General features: G+C 66.5%; 14 protein-coding genes and 7 pseudogenes. 7 read left to right on the forward strand and 14 right to left on the reverse strand.

The window, feature by feature from the left end; genetic code table 11:
* Positions 1–3 precede the first annotated feature (3 nt).
* The 4 genes and pseudogenes from FQ389_RS01975 to FQ389_RS01965 all read right to left on the reverse strand — a co-directional run bounded on the left by FQ389_RS01975 (position 4) and on the right by FQ389_RS01965 (position 2,074).
* Complete coding sequence (locus tag FQ389_RS01975) at positions 4–192, reverse strand: hypothetical protein (protein WP_144205948.1); 189 nt, start codon at positions 190–192, stop codon at positions 4–6.
* Between the two features lie 28 nt (positions 193–220).
* Complete coding sequence (locus FQ389_RS21915) at positions 221–661, reverse strand: oxygenase MpaB family protein (RefSeq protein WP_407662725.1); 441 nt, start codon at positions 659–661, stop codon at positions 221–223.
* Positions 553–1,634, reverse strand: a pseudogene (locus tag FQ389_RS01970) (M28 family peptidase); the annotation flags it as partial. The gene FQ389_RS21915 and the pseudogene FQ389_RS01970, both read right to left, overlap by 109 nt.
* Positions 1,635–1,654: 20 nt before the next feature.
* The gene (locus FQ389_RS01965) at positions 1,655–2,074 is read right to left on the reverse strand and encodes a DUF2752 domain-containing protein (RefSeq protein WP_144205947.1); all 420 of its coding nucleotides are present in this window, start codon (positions 2,072–2,074) and stop codon (positions 1,655–1,657) included.
* Positions 2,075–2,500: 426 nt separating this feature from the next.
* Here FQ389_RS01965 and FQ389_RS17640 point away from each other — a divergent pair, with 426 nt between their 5' ends.
* On the forward strand, positions 2,501–2,662 hold the full coding sequence (locus FQ389_RS17640) for a hypothetical protein (RefSeq protein WP_186296234.1): 162 nt from the start codon (positions 2,501–2,503) through the stop codon (positions 2,660–2,662).
* Between the two features lie 421 nt (positions 2,663–3,083).
* Here FQ389_RS17640 and thiG read toward each other — a convergent pair whose 3' ends face one another.
* Genes thiG through thiO form a run of 3 tightly spaced genes read right to left on the reverse strand, consistent with a single transcriptional unit; the run spans position 3,084 to position 5,057 of the window.
* A complete protein-coding gene (gene thiG, locus FQ389_RS01960; RefSeq protein WP_144205946.1) occupies positions 3,084–3,854 on the reverse strand; it encodes a thiazole synthase in 771 nt (256 codons plus the stop codon).
* Complete coding sequence (thiS, locus tag FQ389_RS01955) at positions 3,847–4,044, reverse strand: sulfur carrier protein ThiS (protein WP_144205945.1); 198 nt, start codon at positions 4,042–4,044, stop codon at positions 3,847–3,849. Before thiS ends, thiG begins: the two co-directional genes overlap by 8 nt.
* Entirely contained in the window at positions 4,041–5,057 is a 1,017-nt protein-coding gene (gene thiO, locus FQ389_RS01950) for a glycine oxidase ThiO (RefSeq protein ID WP_144205944.1), read from the reverse strand. Before thiO ends, thiS begins: the two co-directional genes overlap by 4 nt.
* Before the next feature lie 155 nt (positions 5,058–5,212).
* On the opposite strand from thiO, the gene thiE reads away from it, so the two are divergent.
* The gene (gene thiE, locus FQ389_RS01945) at positions 5,213–5,905 is read left to right on the forward strand and encodes a thiamine phosphate synthase (protein ID WP_144205943.1); all 693 of its coding nucleotides are present in this window, start codon (positions 5,213–5,215) and stop codon (positions 5,903–5,905) included.
* Here thiE and FQ389_RS01940 read toward each other — a convergent pair.
* Entirely contained in the window at positions 5,877–6,518 is a 642-nt protein-coding gene (locus FQ389_RS01940; protein WP_144205942.1) for an NUDIX hydrolase, read from the reverse strand. The genes thiE and FQ389_RS01940 overlap by 29 nt on opposite strands.
* Positions 6,519–6,649: 131 nt before the next feature.
* Here FQ389_RS01940 and glnX point away from each other — a divergent pair, with 131 nt between their 5' ends.
* Genes glnX through FQ389_RS01925 form a run of 3 tightly spaced genes read left to right on the forward strand, consistent with a single transcriptional unit; the run spans position 6,650 to position 11,204 of the window.
* A complete protein-coding gene (gene glnX / locus FQ389_RS01935) occupies positions 6,650–7,969 on the forward strand; it encodes a protein kinase G-activating protein GlnX (protein ID WP_144205941.1) in 1,320 nt (439 codons plus the stop codon).
* Complete coding sequence (locus tag FQ389_RS01930) at positions 7,969–8,949, forward strand: glutamate ABC transporter substrate-binding protein (RefSeq protein ID WP_144205940.1); 981 nt, start codon at positions 7,969–7,971, stop codon at positions 8,947–8,949. Before glnX ends, FQ389_RS01930 begins: the two co-directional genes overlap by 1 nt.
* A complete protein-coding gene (locus tag FQ389_RS01925; RefSeq protein WP_144205939.1) occupies positions 8,949–11,204 on the forward strand; it encodes a serine/threonine-protein kinase PknG in 2,256 nt (751 codons plus the stop codon). Before FQ389_RS01930 ends, FQ389_RS01925 begins: the two co-directional genes overlap by 1 nt.
* 81 nt (positions 11,205–11,285) lie before the next feature.
* On the opposite strand, the pseudogene FQ389_RS01920 reads toward FQ389_RS01925, so the two are convergent.
* The 4 genes and pseudogenes from FQ389_RS01920 to fgd all read right to left on the reverse strand — a co-directional run bounded on the left by FQ389_RS01920 (position 11,286) and on the right by fgd (position 16,412).
* Positions 11,286–12,144 (reverse strand): annotated as a pseudogene (locus FQ389_RS01920) (hypothetical protein).
* A 141-nt stretch (positions 12,145–12,285) separates the two neighbouring features.
* A pseudogene (locus tag FQ389_RS01915) lies at positions 12,286–13,446 on the reverse strand (acetate kinase).
* Positions 13,439–15,409: pseudogene (pta, locus tag FQ389_RS01910) on the reverse strand (phosphate acetyltransferase). Before pta ends, FQ389_RS01915 begins: the two co-directional pseudogenes overlap by 8 nt.
* Positions 15,402–16,412, reverse strand: a complete 1,011-nt coding sequence (fgd, locus tag FQ389_RS01905) for a glucose-6-phosphate dehydrogenase (coenzyme-F420) (RefSeq protein ID WP_144205938.1) — start codon at positions 16,410–16,412, stop codon at positions 15,402–15,404. The pseudogene pta and the gene fgd overlap by 8 nt, the downstream one beginning before the upstream one ends.
* A gap of 122 nt (positions 16,413–16,534) precedes the next feature.
* Between fgd and FQ389_RS01900 the strand changes: the two genes are divergently transcribed.
* Together FQ389_RS01900 and FQ389_RS01895 are read left to right on the forward strand one after the other, a co-directional pair.
* A complete protein-coding gene (locus FQ389_RS01900; RefSeq protein ID WP_144205937.1) occupies positions 16,535–17,299 on the forward strand; it encodes an MBL fold metallo-hydrolase in 765 nt (254 codons plus the stop codon).
* A pseudogene (locus FQ389_RS01895) lies at positions 17,296–17,631 on the forward strand (YnfA family protein). Before FQ389_RS01900 ends, FQ389_RS01895 begins: the two are co-directional and overlap by 4 nt.
* Here FQ389_RS01895 and FQ389_RS01890 read toward each other — a convergent pair.
* Both FQ389_RS01890 and FQ389_RS18765 read right to left on the reverse strand, forming a co-directional pair.
* Positions 17,606–18,336: pseudogene (locus FQ389_RS01890) on the reverse strand (LLM class flavin-dependent oxidoreductase). The pseudogenes FQ389_RS01895 and FQ389_RS01890 sit on opposite strands and share 26 nt — an antisense overlap.
* Positions 18,315–19,183: pseudogene (locus FQ389_RS18765) on the reverse strand (MsnO8 family LLM class oxidoreductase); the annotation flags it as partial. The pseudogenes FQ389_RS01890 and FQ389_RS18765, both read right to left, overlap by 22 nt.
* Between the last annotated feature and the right edge of the window lie 72 nt (positions 19,184–19,255).

Here is a 19,255-nt window from a genome sequence, read left to right on the forward strand (position 1 = left end):
CCGTCACGACCCCGGCAGCATGCACGAGGTGGGGAGCAGCAACACCACGGGCCACAACACGATCACCTCGCCAAGGGCGGCCATGTTCGCGCCGGCCGGCACCATCTTGCTCCACTCCGCCTCGAGCTCGTGCAGCCGTTCGGGATGGATCGCGGCCCAGACGCCGCCGCGATGTAGGGCACGGCAAGCCACAGCGCGATCTCCAGCAGCGCGCCGACGGTCACCCCGCGCTACAGAATACGTCGTAACGGCTCCATGACCCGCCTCGCATCTTCACCCGGCGACTACAGCAGCGGTTCGCGTCGCTCGACCCGGCGCTCGGACATCCCGCCAGCAGTACATGGCTTCCCCCTTGGTACAGGAACGGGGGAATGAATCGGTTCACGAAAGCGACCAAAAAGAACAACCGTTCAAAGCGCCGCTGCTCGACCTCGGTCCAAGTGAGGCCCAGCGCGTCGCGGAAGACCGGCGCCAGAAAACCGACCGTGAGAAAGCGTAGCAGGGGTCGAACGGCAGCCGAAGCAGCGGATTGACCATCTTCAAGCCGACCAGACCGAGCAGATTGAAGTTCAGGTACATCGCGATGTCGTTGAGCTGCTCGTCGTTCAGACCGAACACGTAATCCAGCACCCCGTTGAGGCCATCCTCGTCGGCTCCCCAGAACACGAACCACACCGCGTTGTTCACCGGCGCCAGTGGGCCGACCTGTAACGCGGTTTCCAACACGGCGGCCACGCCGGATCCGTTGTCGTTGATGCCTGGTCCGGTGCACGGTCCGTCCAGATGGGCGCCGACCATGATGACGTCTTTCGTCGAGCCGGTCTTGGTCTGCGCCAGAACGTTTCGTGTGGTCACGTTGATGTTCTCGGCGTCGAGCACCAGGCGTACCGATGCGGTGGTGCGGGCCAGCGCGTTGCCGCCGTAACTACCGACCACGGCCACGGGCATCGTCAGGGGTTGAAACAAGTTCGGCGGGGCACCCTGACCGCTGGGCGCGCTCACCACGATCAGCGCCGCCACGCCCCTGGCCTTCGCGCTGTTCTGCTTGTCGACCACCGAGCACCGAGCGTCGTCGACGACGGCGATCGCCCCTGCGGGCAGCGTCGCCGGATAATCGCCCACAGCGTAACCCTACGGTTGCCCAGGACGCACCGGTGGGCCGGTCAGACCGTCGCGCGGCGTCCGGACCAGCAGCGAGGCCTGGTCCACCGAATAGGTGCTGCCGGCGATTGTCAGCGACGGCTTGCCCGGTGACACGGCGTACAGCCGGTAGCACTAGGGCGTGGCGACGTCGAAGCTTTTGTCCCGCAAGGCTTTTTCCACATACTCGACGCTGGCGTCATAGCCCGGTGTCCCCTGTCCATCGAGGTTCAGCGATTCGACGTGTTGCGGGAAGTAGCCGGGGATGCCAACCGCTCGGGTGCCGTTATTGGCGTTCGCGATGTCTTGCAGCTTCGTCAGATGCACCATCATGGCGTCGGCGGTGACCTTGTTGTGCAGCGCCCCGGCGAATTCCGCCGCCGCGGGTTACTGGCCGGCTGCGAGTTCGCCGACCGATGGAAGCAGCCGCTCAGCGTCGCGGCGAGGGCGACCGCGGCAAGGATCGCCGCCAACGCTCGGGATTTGTTCACCATCGCGTCTAAGGTTAGACGTTTCAGACATACAGCCCGCTAAATGGGGCAAACGAAATGTTGCGCACCACAAACCAAACCATGACCAACGACAGCACCACCGCGGCTGACCAGCGCTGGTGCTGCCAGCTTCGGATGTGCCGGCCCTTGACTTGACCGTAGGTCCACACCGCATACGCCCACACCAACAGCACGACCGCCGCCAGACCCAACGCATTGAACCTGGCGGCGGCCATCAGGTTGCCGTGCAGCAGCGAATACAGCATTCGCAGACTGCCGCAGCCTGGGCAGTCGATGCCGAGCAGCGCCTTGGTGGGGCATACCGGCAGGGGCCCACCCGGCGTGGTCGGGTCGCCCAGCCAGGTCGCGGCGCACACCAACGTGGCGGACGCGGCGACCACCAGCGGGGCGCCGAGTTTAACCGCAACATGTCCCTGGCGCATGACCGCGAGCGTAGCCCGCTTTTCAGCGCATCGCGGCCAGGGTAGTAGATGTCGAGGTGTCAACGGTCAGGGCGATGATTCCCAGAACGATGGCGTAGAGGACGGCGCTAACGAACACGGCGATGAGCGACCACTTCACCCACTCCTTGGCGGCATCGGCGGCCGCCTGCGCCTCGCCTTACTGGCCCTGTGCTCACAACCCGCTCACCAACGGATTGTATTGACCGACCGACGCACGATCCTACGGTCGCGCGGAATGGGTTACCTAGCCACGGTGGCGCGAGGGGCGGCGGCCCCCACGGTCGGGATCGGCCGCCCCCGTGGCGGCCGATCCCGACACCGGCAATGCGGCGGAGAACACACTGGCCAGCGTGCTCTCGAAAGGGTATGGGCTGAACAACTGCACCACCCAGCCGGTTCCCCGCGGTGCACTGGCCTACCTGGTGCGGGACGAGCCCCGACCTGACCGAGCCGATCCTGGCCAAGTACTTACTGTTCGGCGACGACGGTCCCACGAGCTCGTTTAATGCACTCATCGGCGGCGACACCCTGAGCAACTGCGGGGACAAGCCCGCGCCCACGCTCTGACATCAGGGCAGCTCGACCACGACCGCGGGATCAATTGCGTGGAGGACCTTTCAGAACCACGCCGAGATCATTTGGGCCAACACCGGCAAGAACATGCTGTGGGCGTGATCCGCACCGCCGGGGCCGATGTGCCCGCGCTGTACCAAATCGTGGCGAAATAACGGCTGACCCACACCAAATGATGCCGATGTAAATGGTATTCGGCGGAATGGGTTGCGTCCGGGGGTTTATCCCTACGATCATTCTCACAACACGAATATCGTCAGCGCGGCCCGCTGAGCGGTTGAACTATTTTCAGGAGTTGACGATGCCTTACCTCACTTCCACTCTGCGAGTCGCGACCGTAACCGCCTTCACTGCAGGTTTTGCTGCATCGGTGCCGCCACCGCTACGGTGGATACCACCGGCAGTTCATCCGATGTCAATACATTGGCCAGCGCTGTGGGCTGGACGTTTGCGCCCAGAACCGCTTCGGGATCCGTCCGGCGCCCTGGGTCAGATGACCGGCGGTGACGGCGGCCGCCATCGCGGCGGCCATGGCAGGCGGATCGGCGGCGCGGGTCACGGCGCTGGCCAAGAGCACGGCGTCGCAACCCAATTCCATCGCCAGCGCGGCGTCACTGGCGGTGCCGATGCCGGCGTCGAGTACCACCGGGATCCCGGCCCGCGCCACGATCATCTCGATGTTGTGCGGATTGTTGATCCCCAAGCCGGTTCCGATCGGCGAGCCCAGCGGCATCACCGCCGCGCAGCCGGTGTCCTCGAGCCGGCGGGCCAGCACCGGGTCGTCGTTGGTGTAGGGCAACACGGTGAAGCCGTCGTCGACCAATTGCTCTGCCGCCCGGACTAACTCGACCGCGTCGGGCAGCAAGGTACGCTCGTCGGCGATTACCTCGAGTTTGACCCAGTTGGTGTCGAGGGCATCGCGCGCCAGCTGGGCGGTGAGCACCGCTTCGGCGGCGCTGCGGCACCCCGCGGTGTTGGGCAGCGGGGTGATGTTGAGCCGGTTGAGCAGGTCGAGCAGACCGGTGCCCCCGTCGGCGTCGACGCGGCGCATCGCGACCGTGGTCAGCTCGGTGCCCGAGGCGACCAGCGCCGCCTCCAGCACCGCCAGGTTCGTCGCTCCCCCGGTCCCCATGATCAGTCGCGACGCGAAGCTGCGGTCCGCGATCGTCAATTTGGAATCAGCCACCCTGCACCGCCGTCACTATCTCAACCCGAGCACCATCGGAAAGTGTTGTCGTCCAGCTAGATCGGGGAAGCACCGCGTCGTCCACCGCCACCGCGATGCCCCGTTCCGGAAAGCCCATCGATTGCAGCAAACCGGCGACCGTGGTCTGCCCGTCGATCTCGACCGCCTGCTCGTTGACCATGACGATCATGAGCGCGCCCCGACCGGAGCAAGTTCGCCGACGATCTGTTCCGCTGTCCACGGCGCCAGCAGGAAACCCGACCGGCCGTGCCCGGCCGCCACCAGCGTGCGCTTGTCCAGGCGGCCTACCAGCGGCAGATTATCCGGCGTCATCGGGCGCAGCCCGGCCGCGCATTCGGCCAGTTCGTACTCACCTAGCGCCGGCAGCACCGCGCACGCGTCGTCGAGTAGGTCGCGTACGCCGGACACCACCGGGGCGGTGTCGCGGCCGTGCTCATACTGCGTCGCGCCGACCACCACCCCGTCCGGGCGCGGCACCACGTAGACCTGGCGTCCGTGCACGCGGGCGCGAACAACCCTGCGCAGCAACGGCATACACCCCTTGCGCCAGCGCAGTCGCAGCACCTCACCCTTGACCGGGTGCACCGCCAGGCCGGGCCACAACGTCGGTGCGTCGATACCGTTGGCGATCACCACCGCGTCACCCTCCACCCGCGACAGGTCCTCGGCCGGCGGCGCCCACGTGACGCCACGACGTTCGCAGTCCGCCTCCAGCGCATCCACCACGGCGCGGTTGCCCACGGCCATCTCGGTGGGCGCCCGAAAACCGTGTCGGATACCTTGCGCCAGCAGGGGTTCGACGTCACGCGCCGCCGACTCCCAGATGACCAGATGGCCCTGGGCCTCCAGCCACTCCGCGACCGTGCGCAGATCGGCGACGTCGGCCCGGTCCACGGCCACCACCAGCGACTCCCGCGCGGTGATCACACCCGGCGGCAACCCATCCAGGTAACCGCCCTCGTGCCACAGCCGCAGCGAGTCAAGGCCCAATCGCAGCAGGTGCTCCTCGCCCGGCCAGCCCTCGCTGTGCGGCGCCAGCATGCCCCCGGCGACCCAGGACGCGCCCCGCACGTCGGTGCGGTGCACCCGCACCGACCAGCCGGCCTGAACCGCTCGACGCGCCACGGACAGCCCAATGACACCGCCGCCAATGACGGCCAGCGTCTGTTTGCTTGAAATCATCCCCAGCTCCCTTCGCCGGCATGATCCGGATCAGGTGTGACGGTAAGGGCAGGTCCGGTGGCTCTGGATGTGCCCATTCTCAGCCCCGCAATCACCCGGGACTCCCGTGTCTCTAAAATTGTCCGGGTACCACGCTAGCGCGCTAGCGTCATTGTGTGCATCCACGTGTTACCCGACTAACTTCCGCAAAACTTTATCTCTGTACCGACGCGCGGCGCGAGCGCGGCGATTTGGCCCAGTTCGCCGAGGCGGCGGTGGCGGGCGGAGTGGACATCATTCAGCTGCGTGACAAGGGGTCGCCCGGCGAGCAGCGGTTCGGGCCGCTCGAGGCCCGCGACGAGTTGGCCGCCTGCGAAATCCTCGCGGACGCGGCCCACCGGCACGGCGCGCTGTTCGCCGTCAACGATCGCGCCGACATCGCCCGCGCCGCCGGCGCCGACGTTCTGCACCTGGGCCAAGGCGACCTGTCGCCGGCCGTGGCCCGCGACATCGCCGGCCCGGACACGCTGATCGGTCTGTCCACGCATGACGCGGAACAGGTCGCGGCCGCCCGAATCGGCGCGGCCGGCGACGTCGACTACTTGTGCGTGGGGCCGTGCTGGCCGACGTTCACCAAACCCGGCCGAACCGCGCCGGGTCTGGGACTGATCCGCACCGCCGCGCAACAGAACCCCAGCGCCGACGGCGACAAGCCGTGGTTCGCGATCGGCGGCATCGATGCGCGGCGGCTGCCCGAGGTGCTGGACGCCGGCGCCCGGCGGATCGTGGTGGTGCGGGCGATCACCACGGCCGAGGACCCGCGCGCGGCGGCAGAAAAGCTCAGGTCAGCGCTTCTAGCAGCGAGCTGATCTGCGGGCTCAGCTGCGAGGGCGGCTCATCGGCCCGCAGCCGCGGGCCCGGCATGCACCAGACGAAGACGCCGGCTTCGATCTCGAGGGTGCGCGGCAGCTGCTGACGCCGTTCGTCGGTGTCCTCCAGTGGCACCCGCGCCTGCGCGGTGCGCAGCCGTTGCCAGCTCGCCGCGAAACCGGGGTGCAACAGCAGCTCGGCCACCTCGTCCTCGGCGACCCAACGCATTTCGGCGCTCTCCCGGTTGGGCACGGTGTGCAGCAACTCGCCAGCGTCGGCGACGACTGTGGTGTAGCTCCATTGGGTGCCGCCGCGCCCGGCGACCTCGGCGGTGACCACCGTGGCCCGCACCGCCAACCGCTCGACGGGCAGACCCGCCTCCTCGTGGGCCTCGCGAACCGCGGTATCCTCTGGGGTTTCGTGACTGTCCCGAGCGCCGCCCGGCAAACCCCAGGTGCCACCCTGATGGCTCCACATCGCCCGGTGTTGCAGCAGCACGGCAGGGGTGCCGTCGGGGCGGGGCGCCCGCAACAACAGACCGGCCGCGCCGTACCGACCCCAGTAGTGGGCGCCGCTGTCGGAGATCACCCAGCCGTCGCCGTCGCCTTGCACGCGTTCAGGATATGCAGGCGATCAGCGAACTTGGGTCTGCCTCCCCCATCAGTCCCGACATGCTCTTAGAATTTGCTTATACGCCTTCGAACAGTGCACTCCGGTGGCCGAAAGTTGAGGTCTGCAGACACGTGACGGTTGAGCTGGCGCATCCGTCGACCGAGCCGCTGGGGTCGCGGTCGCCGGGCGAACCGGCCCACCCTCGCTGGTGGTTCTTCTCGACGACCCCAGGACGCATCCTGACAATCGGCATTTTGCTGGCGGCACTCGGTGTGTCGAGCGCGTTCGCCACCTCGACGACCATCAACCATCGCCAGCAAGTGCTGACCACCGTGCTCAACCACACCGAGCCGCTGGCCTTTGCGGCCGGACGGCTCTACACCACGCTGTCGGTGGCCGACGCCGCGGCGGCCACCGCGTTCATCGCCCAGGCCGAGCCGTGGCCGGTGCGGCTGCGGTACGAGCAGGCCATCACCGATGCGGCGGTGGCCGTGACCCGGGCATCGAGTGGGCTGACCGATGAACCGTTGGTGCAGCTGCTCGGCAAGATCAACGCCGAGTTGGCCGTCTATACGGGGTTGATCGAGATCGCGCGGACCAACAACCGGGAGGGCAACCCGGTGGGGTCGTCGTATCTGTCGGAAGCCTCAGGTCTGATGCAGTCGACGATCCTGCCGGACGCCGCCCAGTTGTACCGGGCGACCTCGGAGCGGGTGGACACGGAAACCACTGCGTCCACGCACTTCCCGGCCCCGGTCATTCTGGTCGTCGCCACCACGGTGGCGTTCGGTCTGTTCTCGCATCGCTGGCTGGCCCGGCGGACCCGGCGCCGAATCAACCCGGGCCTGGTGGTGGGTGCTCTCGGTATTCTCGTCATGGTGGTCTGGGTCGGAACCGCGCTGACAATCTCCACGGCCGCCAGTCGAAGCGCAAAGGACACGGCGGCCGCGTCGCTGAAGACCGCGACCAACGTGGCGATCACCGCCCAGCAAGCCCGGGCCGACGAAACGCTGTCGCTGATTCGGCGCGGCGACGAGCAGATCCGCAAGCAGTCGTTCTATCAGCGCATCGACTACATGCACGAGCAGATCGACCACTACATGGCCCGCAACGACGCCGTCGACAAAGCCGATCTGCAAGGCGCCGACGAGCTGTTGGTGCGGTGGCGTCAGGCCAACGATCGCATCAACTCCTACATCTCGGTCGGCAACTACCGCGCCGCCACCCAGATCGCACTGGGCAGCGCCGAGGACGACTCGACCCCGGCGTTCGACAAACTCGAGGATCAGCTGGGCAAGGCGATGACGCAGAGCCGTACCCGCCTGCGCAACGACGTGGTCAACGCACGCAGCGGACTGTCCGGCGCCCAGGTCGGCGGCGTGGTGCTCAGCCTCGGCGCGGCCGTCGCGGTCGCCCTGGGCCTGTGGCCGCGGCTGAAAGAGTATCGATAATGAACCGCCCGCCCAGGACCCGCCGGGCGTGCGCCTACCTCGGGCCACTCGCCGCGGCGATGCTGCTGGCAAGTTGTGGGCACACCGAATCGCTGACCGTCGCCACGGCGCCCACGCTGCCGCCGCCCACCCCGGTCGGCATGCAGCAACTGCCGCCCCAGCCGCCGGACGCCGCCGGCCAGGAGGACTGCGACGCCACCGCCAGCCTGCGGCCGTTCGCCACCAAGTCCGAGGCCGACGCGGCCGTGGCAAACATCCGCGCCCGTGGCCGGTTGATCGTCGGCCTCGACATCGGCAGTAACCTGTTCAGCTTCCGTGACCCCATCACCGGCGAGATCACCGGCTTCGACGTGGATATCGCCGGGGAGATCGCGCGCGACATCTTCGGTGCGCCGTCGCATGTCGAGTACCGGATCCTGTCGTCGGACGAGCGCATCACCGCCCTGCAGCACTCCGAGGTCGACGTCGTCGTCAAGACGATGACCATCACCTGCGAGCGCCGCAAACTAGTCAACTTCACCACGGTCTACCTCGACGCCAATCAGCGCATCCTGGCGCCGCGTGATTCTCCGATCACCAAAGTAAGCGACCTGTCCGGCAAGCGGGTCTGCGTGGCCAGGGGCACCACGTCGTTGCACCGCATCCGCCAGATCGACCCACCTCCGATCATCGTCTCCGTCGTCAACTGGGCGGACTGCCTGGTCGCCATGCAGCAGCGGGAGATCGACGCCGTCAGCACCGACGATTCGATTCTTGCCGGGCTGGTCGAGGAAGACCCCTACCTGCACATCGTCGGACCGAACATGGCCACCCAGCCTTACGGCATCGGGATCAACCTGGACAACACGGGACTTGTCCGGTTCGTCAACGGCACACTGGAGCGCATCCGCCGCGACGGCACCTGGAACACGTTGTACCGCAAGTGGTTAACGGTTCTGGGTCCGGCGCCGGCGCCCCCTGTACCGAGGTATGTGAACTGATGTCTGAATCCGAACACGACGCCGAGGACATGGACCCCGGCACCCAGGACGCACAAACCGGCGCGACCACGGGCCGCATACACGCCACCCAGGCGCTGTTCCGTCCCGACTGGGACGACGATGACGACGACCTGCCTCACGTCGCGCTGGGCAACCTTAACAGCGAACCGCAAGACCGGATGACGGTCGCGACCCGCGTGCTGCCGCCCACCAGGCAGCTCGGTGGCGGGCTGGTGGAGATCCCGCGGGTCCGCGACATCGATCCGCTCGAGGCGCTGATGACCAATCCGGTGGTGCCGGAGAGCAAACGGTTCTGCAGGAACTGCGGCAAGCCGGTGGGCCGGTCGAGCGCCGAGGGTAAGGGCGCATCGGAGGGCAAGTGCCCGTCGTGCGGTAGTCCGTATTCGTTCCTGCCCCAGCTCAACGCCGGCGACATCGTCGCCAACCAGTACGAGGTCAAGGGCTGCATTGCGCACGGCGGGCTGGGCTGGGTGTACCTGGCCGTCGACCACAACGTCAACGACCGGCCGGTGGTGCTCAAAGGGCTGGTGCATTCTGGTGACGCCGAAGCGCAGGCTATCGCGATGGCCGAACGGAAATTCCTCGCCGAGGTCGTCCACCCGCAGATCGTGCAGATCTTCAACTTCGTCGAGCACACCGACCGGCACGGCAACCCGGTCGGCTACATCGTCATGGAGTACATCGGCGGTCGGTCACTCAAGCGGGGGAAGAAGGACAAAAAGCTGCCCGTCGCCGAAGCCATCGCCTACCTGCTGGAAATCCTGCCGGCGCTGAGCTATCTGCATTCGATCGGCTTGGTCTACAACGACCTCAAGCCGGAGAACATCATGCTCACCGAGGAGCAGCTGAAGCTGATCGACCTCGGCGCGGTCTCGCGGATCAACTCGTTCGGCTACCTCTACGGCACACCGGGCTATCAGGCACCGGAGATCGTGCGCACCGGGCCGACGATCGCCACCGACATCTACACGGTGGGCCGCACGTTGGCCGCGCTGACGCTGAATTTGCGCACCCGCAACGGACGCTACGTCGACGGGCTGCCCGAAGACGATCCGGTGCTATCCACCTACGACTCGTTCGGCCGGCTGCTGCGCCGCGCCATCGACCCGGACCCGCGGCGCCGGTTTACCTCCGCCGAGGAGATGTCCACGCAATTGATGGGCGTGCTGCGCGAAGTGGTCGCACAGGACTCCGGCGTGCCGCGGCCCGGGCTGTCGACACTGTTCAGCCCCAGCCGATCCACCTTCGGGGTGGATCTGTCGGTCGCGCACACCGATGTGTATCTCGACGGCCAGGTGCATTCGGAGAAGCTGACGGCGCGCGAGATCGTGACTGCGCTGTCGGTGCCGCTGGTCGATCCGACCGACGTCGCCGCCCCGGTGCTGCAGGCCACCGTGCTGTCTCAGCCGGTGCAGACCCTGGACTCGCTGCGTGCAGCGCGGCACGGTTCGCTGGCCGCCGAGGGTATCGACGTCTCGGAGTCCGTCGAGCTGCCGCTGATGGAAGTCCGCGCGCTGCTCGACCTAGGCGATGTGGCCAAGGCGACCCGCAAGCTCGACGACCTGGCCGAGCGGGTAGGGTGGCGCTGGCGGCTTGTTTGGTTCCGCGCCGTCGCCGAATTGCTCACCGGCGACTACGATTCCGTGATCAAGCATTTCACCGAGGTGCTCGACATCTTCCCCGGCGAACTGGCGCCGAAGCTGGCGTTGGCCGCGACCGGCGAGCTCGCCGGCAACGTCGACGTGAACAAGTTCTACGAAACGGTGTGGCGCACCAACGACGGCGTGATCTCGGCGGCGTTCGGGTTGGCGAGATCCCTTTCCGCGGCGGGAGATCGGATGCGTGCGGTGCGCACCCTCGACGAGGTCCCGCCGACGTCTCGGCATTTCACCACCGCCCGGCTGACGAGCGCCGTGACGCTGCTGTCCGGCCGATCGAGCAGCGAGATCACCGAGGAGCAGATTCGCGACGCCGCCCGGCGAGTCGAGGCGCTGCCGCCCACCGAGCCGCGGGTGCTGCAGATCCGCGCGCTGGTCCTGGGCGCCGCGATGGACTGGCTGCAGGACAACCAGGCCAGCACCAACCACATCCTCGGCTTCCCGTTCACCCAGCACGGGTTGCGGCTGGGTGTGGAGGCGTCGTTGCGTAGCTTGGCCCGGGTTGCGCCGACGCAGCGGCACCGCTACACGCTGGTCGACATGGCCAATAAGGTGCGCCCAACCAGCACCTTCTAGGTGTGCGGCCCTGTGCGTCTGCGACGTTGAGTGTGCTCTCGCGGCGGCGACACGCCCGCACACCCCGCCGCCAGTGCACACTCAAAACCGTTGCTGCACACTCGAGGCGGCGAGAGCAGCACGAACCCGCCTCACGATCGCGGCGGGCCGGTTCTCAGCCACCACCCGAACGACCGTCCAGCCCAGCTGCTCGACGGTTTCCAGCCGGCGGATGTCCTTGAGATATTGCCGTCGATCCGTTTGATGCTGCTCGCCGTCGTATTCCACCCCTACCATGCAGTCCTCCCAGCCCAAATCGAGGTAGGCCACCAGCATGCCGTCCACCCCGACGACCGGGATCTGAGTCCGCGGCCGCGGCAGACCCGCGTCGATCAGCAGCAACCGCAGATAGTTCTCGCGCGGCGACTGAGCGCCCGCATCAACCAGCTCTAGCGACTCGAGGCGGCGCAGCCCCGGTGAGCGCAGGTGATCGCTCGCGACGCGAAGCGCGTCGTCTACCTTGACACCCGTTGCCTGCGCAAGCGTATTCAACCGGACCATCGCAATCGAATCGCCCCGCGACGGACGATGTTGAAGGCCGTCCGCTCCGGCGTGGTGACGTGCAGCCCACCGACGACCTGAATTCGTTGTCCAGCAGCGTATCCCGTCTCGAGAGGATACCGTGGGGAGCGCGTGTGCTGGCATGGAGCAGTTCGATCGGGACGCCGTCGGGGATCCACCTGCGTCGTGCCATGCCGCAGCGGCGGACCCCGCGACGATGCCGCGACGCCTCGACCACAGCCAGGCCGCGACCGTGCGCGACTGAAGCGACGCCTCGACGTGCCGGGACAGATAGACGTTGGAGAACACCGCGCGGTAGCGCGTGCGCAAATTGAGGCCAGTTCAGGACGCCGGACGCCGATGCCTCGCTGCCGATGAACGGCTGACTCAGATCCCACATGACGGGAACCCTGGCACAGCGGTCCCGACCGTGAATTCAGTTATGCACAGGGGCGTTGCGTGTGCGTGTGCGGCGGCGACACGCCGATGCGCCCCGCCCTGGACAAAACATTCAACGCCGCAAGTGCACACTCAAGCGGGGTCAGCCGGCCAGGAGGTTCGCGCAGTCACGGGCAATGGCGAGTTCTTCGTTCGTCGGGATCATCAGCACGGCGATCGGCGAATCGTCGGCAGAGATCCGCGACGCGCGGTTGGCGGCCGAGAGGTTGCGGCCCTCGTCGAGGACGATACCCAGCCGATCCAGCCCGGCCATCGCGTCGCGGCGCACCGCTGCATCGTTTTCGCCGATGCCCCCGGTGAAGGTGATGACATCGGTGCTGCCCAGCACTGCCAGATAAGCCCCGATGTACTTGCGCGGCCGGTGGATGAACACGTCGTAGGCCAATCGTGCTGCGCTGTCACCGGATTCGATCATCGCGTGCAGCTTGCGGAAATCACGCTCATCGACCAGCCACAGACACCGGAGCGATTGTTGAGCATCGACTCGACCGCGTCGACATCCATGTGCGCGGTGCGCCGCAGGTAACTGATGACACCCGGGTCCACGTCGCCGCTGCGGGTGCCCATCATCAGCCCCTCCAGCGGGGTCAGGCCCATCGAGGTGTCCACCGGCCGGCCGGCGGCGATCGCCGACGCCGACGCGCCGTTGCCCAGGTGCAGGACGATCTGGTTCAGCTCGTCCAACGGTTGGTGCAGGAACGCGGCCGCCTGCTGGCTCACATACTCATGCGACGTGCCGTGAAACCCGTAACGGCGGATCTGATATCGCTCGGCCACGTCCCGGTCCAACGCATAGGTCGCGGCCGCGGGCGGCAGGTCATGGAAGAACGCCATGTCGAACACGGCGATGTGAACGACGTCCGGCAGCAGTTGGCGTGCCACCTTGATGCCCTCGATCGCCGGGGGATTGTGCAGCGGGGCGAGTTGCGACAACTTCTCGAGATCGACGATCCGCGCATCGTCGATGAGCGTCGGACGATAGAACTCCTTGCCGTCGTGCACAACCCGGTGTCCGACTCGCCAGCAGTCCGCCCGAGCGCAGGTCAACCCCGGATTCGCGCATCTGCTCGAACGCCAGACGCAACGCCTCCTCGTGGGAAGCCACCCGCGATGACGGTTCGCCGATCTGCTGGATGCCGCTACCGGCCTACGCAACGCCGGATTCCGGATCGACCAGCTGATACTTCAGCGACGATGGCCCCGAATTGATCACCAGCACAGGGCGGTTGGCGCGATCAGTCATGGCCGACGCCCTGCGCCTGGATAGCGGTGATCGCAATGGTGTTGACGATGTCTTCAATCAGCGCACCGCGGGACAGATCGTTCACCGGCTTACGCAGACCCTGTAGCACCGGTCCGATCGCGATGGCCCCAGCACTGCGCTGCACCGCCTTGTAGGTGTTGTTGCCGGTATTGAGGTTGGGAAAAATCAGCACCGTCGCGTGACCGGCCACCGGCGAGCAGCGCCCCACTTCCCGAATCGCCGGTGGAATAGGACAGCAGCGCCACCCTCGGCTCGATGCCGAACCACGCGGCGGTGCGCGCCGAGCTGATCGCGATATCGGCGAGCTGTTCGGGTGCGGGGTCCGAGACGATCGCGCAGTCACCGTAGACGAGCACCCGATCGGGCAGGAACATCAGGAAGATGCTCGACACGGTCGAGACGTCCAGGACGGTCCGGATGATCTCGAACGCCGGGCGCACCGTATGGGCGGTGGTGTGGGCGGCACCGGACACCGTGCCGTTGTAGAACAGCATGGTGCCAAAATACGAGACGTCATGCATGAACTCGTGGGCATGCTCTAAGGTGATATCTTTGGCTTTACGCAGCTCCGCGTATCTGCAGGCGAACTGGTTGCACAAGTCCTCGTCGTACGGATCGAGGATCGTCGCATCGTGCATGCGACACCGAGTTCTGCTGAGCGTAAACGGATTCGGCCCTCATCGCCCAAAATGGTCAGGTCGACGATGCGGCGTTTGAGCACCCGACCGGCGGCCTTGAGGATTCGGTCGTCGTCGCCTTCGGGCAGCATGATGTGCCGGCAGTCCGCCCGCGCCATCTGGGTCAACCGATAAGTTAACATCTGCGGAGTCGTCACCGTCGGGATAGGAATGGCAAGCTGGGCAACGAGCTCGGTGATGTCGAAGTGATGCTCCATCAACTCCAGCGCGGTGTAGATCTTGCGTTGCGAGCCAGCGGTGACCCGCCCCCGCCAGGAACGCCGCGTTGGCCGTGTCGTAGGTCCCCGGGTCGTTCCCGATGATTGGCAGGCGCAGCCTAAGCCCGGCGACCAGCGCCGCGATCGACGGGTGCAGCTGGAAGCCACCGTTGAACACGATGCACGCCAGCGATGGAAACCCTTCGGCCGCATGGGAACTCGCGGCGGCTAGCACGACGTCGGAGCGGTCGCCCAGGGTGATCACCGTCATGCCGTCGCGCAACCGCTCCAGCACGTGGTCGGCCGTCATACCGGCCACCAGCACGCCCATCGCCTCACGCTCGACCAACTCGGTGTCCCCGCTGACCAGCGTCCCGCGTACGGCCTGCCGCAGCTCCTCCACGGTCGGCGCCGCGAGCACCGGATCGTCCGGCATCACATAGCTGGGTGGGCTCTAATCTGCCGAGCGCTTCGGCGGCCACGCTCATCTCGGCTGGCTCGCACCGACTGGCCACCATTGCCGCAGTGTGCGCGCGCTGGGTGGCCAGTTCGGCCAGAGACACCCCGACGACCGTCGCGGTCTGCTCGGCCGAACGCCCTTTCGCGCGCACCGCCAGCAGCACGGGGGCACCGAGATTAACCGCGATGCGCGGCATTGACCGAAAGCTCGGCGGGCGTGGTGACATCGGTGTAGTCGCTGCCGACGATCACCACCGCATCACAGGCCTGCGCCATGGCGTGATACGCATCGACGATGTTGGCGAGCGCGGCGTCGATCTCGGCATGGATGTCCTGGTAGGTGGCGCCCACGCACTGCTCGTAGGACAGGTCCGCGGTGGTACGCGTCAGCAGCAGCTCCAAGATGTAGTGGCGCTGCTCCGGCGACCCACCGACACCGGAAACCCGCTTAATCGGCTGGAACCCACCAACTTTGGCGACCGTTGCGGTCAACCGATTCAGCAATCCCAACGCGATCGTCGATTTGCCGGTCTCCGGCTCGGGCGCCGCGATGTAGATCGCCGAAGCGGCTGGCGCGGTGTCAGGCAAGTCGTCGCAACCTGGGCGCCAGGTCCTTCTCGAAGAGGGTGAGGAACCGGCGCTGATCGTGTCCTGGTGCGTGGAACACCAAATGGTTGAGGCCCCATTCCACGTATTGCCCGACCTTTTCGACGGCCTCGTCGGGGTCCGAGGAGACGATCCACCGCTTGGCGACCTGTTCGATCGGCAGCTCGTCGGCGGCTTTCTCCATCTCGAGCGGGTCGTGGATGCTGGTCTTCTGTTCGGCCGTCAGGGACAGCGGTGCCCAGAACCGGCAGTTTTCCAGCGCCCGCTCGGGATCGGTGTCGTAGGAGATCTTGATCTCGATCATCCGGTCGATGTCATCAGGATTTTTGCCCGCCGCTTCGGCGCCCTCCCGCATCGCGGGAATGAGCTTGTCTTTATACAGCTCCTCCCCCTTGCCGGAGGTGCAGATGGAGCCGTCACCGGCGCGGCCGGCGTACTTGGCGACCTGCGGACCACCCGCCGCGATGTAGATGGGGATGCCGCCCTCGGGCACGTCATAGATGGAAGCGCCCTTGGTGTGGTAATATTCGCCCTCGAAGTCGACCCGATCGCCCAGCCACAGCTCACGCATCAGCCGCACCGACTCGCGGAGCCGGGCGTAGCGCTCCTTGAACTCCGGCCATTCGCCCTCGTACCCGGTGGCGATCTCATTGAGCGATTCCCCGGTCCCGACACCGAGGAAGATGCGGTCCGGGTAGAGGCAGCCCATCGTCGCGAACGCCTGCGCGATGACGGCGGGGTTGTAGCGGAACGTCGGGGTGAGCACCGACGTCCCCAGCTGGAGTCGTTTGGTGCGCTCGCCGACGGCGGTCATCCACGCCAGCGAGAGCGGGGCGTGCCCGCCCTCGTGCCGCCAGGGTTGAAAATGATCGCTGACCGTAGCGCTGTCCATGCCGTGTTCTTCGGCGGCCACAGTAAGTTCGACGAGCTCACGCGGAGCAAATTGTTCAGCGGACGCCTTATATCCAAGCTTCAGTTCGGCCACTCGTTCTTTGTACTCCAATATTCTTTGTACTCCATACGTTGTCAGTCGCGACCCGCGACGTCCGGATCTCGAAGCGCCGCGCGCGGCTTTGCCGAACCTGCGATCGCTTTAGACTCGCCCGCATGGGAACGGCGCGAGCTCTTGTCCAAGTCACCGACAGCGTTCACCTCGTCGAGGGTGAGGCGGTCAACTGGACACTGGTCACCGATTACACCGGCGTGCTGCTGATCGACGCGGGCTATCCCGGCGACCGCGAAGCGGTGCTGTCTTCGCTGCGCCGGCTCGGCCACGGCCCTGGCGACGTGCGCGCCATCCTCCTCACCCATGCCCACATCGACCACCTGGGCTCGGCCATCTGGTTTGCCACGGAGCACGGCACACCGGTCTACTGCCACGCCGATGAAGTCGGCCACGCCAAGCGCGAATACCTCGAGCAGGTGTCGCCCGTCGATCTCGCGCTGCGGCTCTGGCGACCGCGCTGGGCGGTGTGGACCGCTCACGTGGTGCGCAGCGGCGGCCTGTTACGCGACGGCATCCCGACCACCAAGCCGCTGACACCCGAGAGCGCCGCGGCGCTGCCTGGACACCCGCGGCCGGTGTTCAGCCCCGGCCACACCCACGGTCATTACTCGTACCTGGTCGACAATGTGTTGGTCAGCGGCGACGCGCTGATCACCGGGCACCCGTTGATCCGTCATGACGGGCCGCAGCTGCTGCCGGCGATCTTCAGTTACAGCCAGGAGGACTGTATCCGCACTCTTTCCGCGCTGGCGCTGTTGGAGACCGAGCTCCTGGCGCCCGGGCACGGTCCGTTGTGGCGCGGCCCGATCCGCGAAGCCACCGACGCGGCGCTGGCGAAGGCGTCGAAACAAGCGAGTGTTCGGTGACGGCCGCCAAGTCGGTCGCACTGTTCGCCCTGGCGGCGCTGCTCGAGATCGGCGGCGCCTGGCTGGTGTGACAGGGCATCCGCGACACCGCGGCTGGGTGTGGGCGGGCTGGGGCGTCGTCGCCCTCGGCGCCTACGGCTTCGTCGCCACCTTGCAGCCTGACTCCCATTTCGGTCGGGTCCTGGCAACGTACGGGGGCGTCTTCGTGGCGGGCTCACTGTTGTGGGGCATGGCTTTTGACCGGTTTCGGCCCGACCGCTGGGATGTCGCCGGCGCGTTTGATATGCCTGATCGGCGTGGCGGTGATCATGTACGCGCCGCGAACTCGCTGAGCCCAAAATGATCTCGCAGATTTTCGCCGACGCACTCAGTGTGATAGGCGCCGCGTTCCTGTAGTAGCGGTACCACCCGGTCGACGAACTCGTCGAAACCGTGCGGCGTCAAATACGGCACCAGGATGAACCCGTCGCAGGCGTCGGCCTGGATGTATTCGTCGATCTCGTCGGCGATTCGGGCGGCGGTGCCGACGAACTGCTCCCGGCTGGTGACGGTGATGATCAGCTCTCGGATCGAGAGGGTTTCTGCCTCGACGCGCTGCCGCCAATGGGTCGCGACCGCGACGGGGTCGACGTGGCGTACCCGGCCCTGGGTGATGTCGCTGTCTACGACCGGATCGAACTCGGGCAGCGGACCGTCCGGGTCGAAATCAATAGAGTTCACGCCCCCACACCTGTTCGAGCATGGCGATTGCGGTGGCACCGCTGACCTGATGATGACGTGGCGAATTGTCTTGCCACCTTGAATGGTTCGTTGAAGGTGGTGTTGATCGTTTCGGTCAGGACGATCCGATCGGTGACACCGGCCAGCGCCGACAGCACGGTGAACGTGTCCGGCTGTCCCACCACGTCGAGGTCGTAGATGCGTCCGCGGTGCTCGCGCAGCCGCAGGCCATCGGCGAGGAAGAAGAGGTCGAAAATTCCCCGTTCGGCGGTGCGGGCGAGGTGGACGAACGAATCTAATTCGATCTGGCTGCCCACTCCCGCGCGATCAGCTCGTGCGAGCGCAACCGGTCCTTGTGGCGATGGGTCACCGAGGTGATGACCAGTTCGTCGGCGCCGGTGACCCGCTGCAACGCCCGCAACCACTCGGCAACCTCACCCGAGGTTCCCACTAATTGCGTTGCTGTCCAATCCTTTACCAGGACCAGCTGCTCTTCGGTCAGTGGCGGACAGTTTCCGGGTTCGGGGTAGGACATGGCGCCGACACCGGTTCGTATCGAGTAGACCCAGTAGCCGTACCCGGCGGCCAGCCGTTGGGCGGTGTCGCTGTCGTCGGCGACGACGATGTCCGCCGACACCACCACGTAGAGTCGCGCTAGCGCCGCCGACGGCACAAACGTCTCGCGGTAGGCCTCGACGCTTCCAGAGCGGTGGCGGGCGTGATGTGGTAGCTCGCGACGAACGACAGCCCCCGCACCCCGACCACCCGCGCACTTTGACCCCGGTGCTGCCAAAGACCCGAGGCCGCAAGCTACTTCCTTCTCCATGCACCGCGTGCACGTCGAATTTTCCCGCGCGGTACGTGCCGTCGAGCAGGGCCAGTATGCCGTCGTTGTGTCGGCTTCTTCGGCTTGTGCTGTTCGGCGCGTCGCTGCCCGGACCGTCCGACCCCCAGATCGATGCGCCCCGGGTAGAAAGCTTCGGGCATGCCGAAACTCTCGACCACCGCGATGGTGGTGGTGTAGCCCAGTTGCACAGCCGCGGCGCCAACTCGAATCGTGTTGGTAGCGGCCGCGATCTATCCGATCAGCACCGCCGGCGCGGCGCTGGCGACGGCCACGAAGTGCTGCTCGGCGACCCAGTAACGCCGAAAGCCCCAGGCCTCGGTGCATTAGGCTGGCCGGACAGGGCGCAAACGCCACGCTGCCGCCGATGACCACCACCAACGCTGGACCGG

The organism is Mycobacterium tilburgii (assembly GCF_902168065.1).
GTDB lineage: Bacteria > Actinomycetota > Actinomycetes > Mycobacteriales > Mycobacteriaceae > Mycobacterium > Mycobacterium tilburgii.

Coding starts and splice junctions, on each gene's coding strand:
- FQ389_RS01965 (WP_144205947.1), bottom strand. CDS start 2,074: ATGCGCCAGGGACATGTTGCGGTTAAACTCGGCGCCCCGCTGGTGGTC.
- thiS (WP_144205945.1), bottom strand. CDS start 4,044: ATGATCGTCATGGTCAACGAGCAGGCGGTCGAGATCGACGGGCAGACC.
- thiO (WP_144205944.1), bottom strand. CDS start 5,057: ATGATTTCAAGCAAACAGACGCTGGCCGTCATTGGCGGCGGTGTCATT.
- FQ389_RS01930 (WP_144205940.1), top strand. CDS start 7,969: ATGAACCGCCCGCCCAGGACCCGCCGGGCGTGCGCCTACCTCGGGCCA.
- FQ389_RS01925 (WP_144205939.1), top strand. CDS start 8,949: ATGTCTGAATCCGAACACGACGCCGAGGACATGGACCCCGGCACCCAG.
- FQ389_RS01900 (WP_144205937.1), top strand. CDS start 16,535: ATGGGAACGGCGCGAGCTCTTGTCCAAGTCACCGACAGCGTTCACCTC.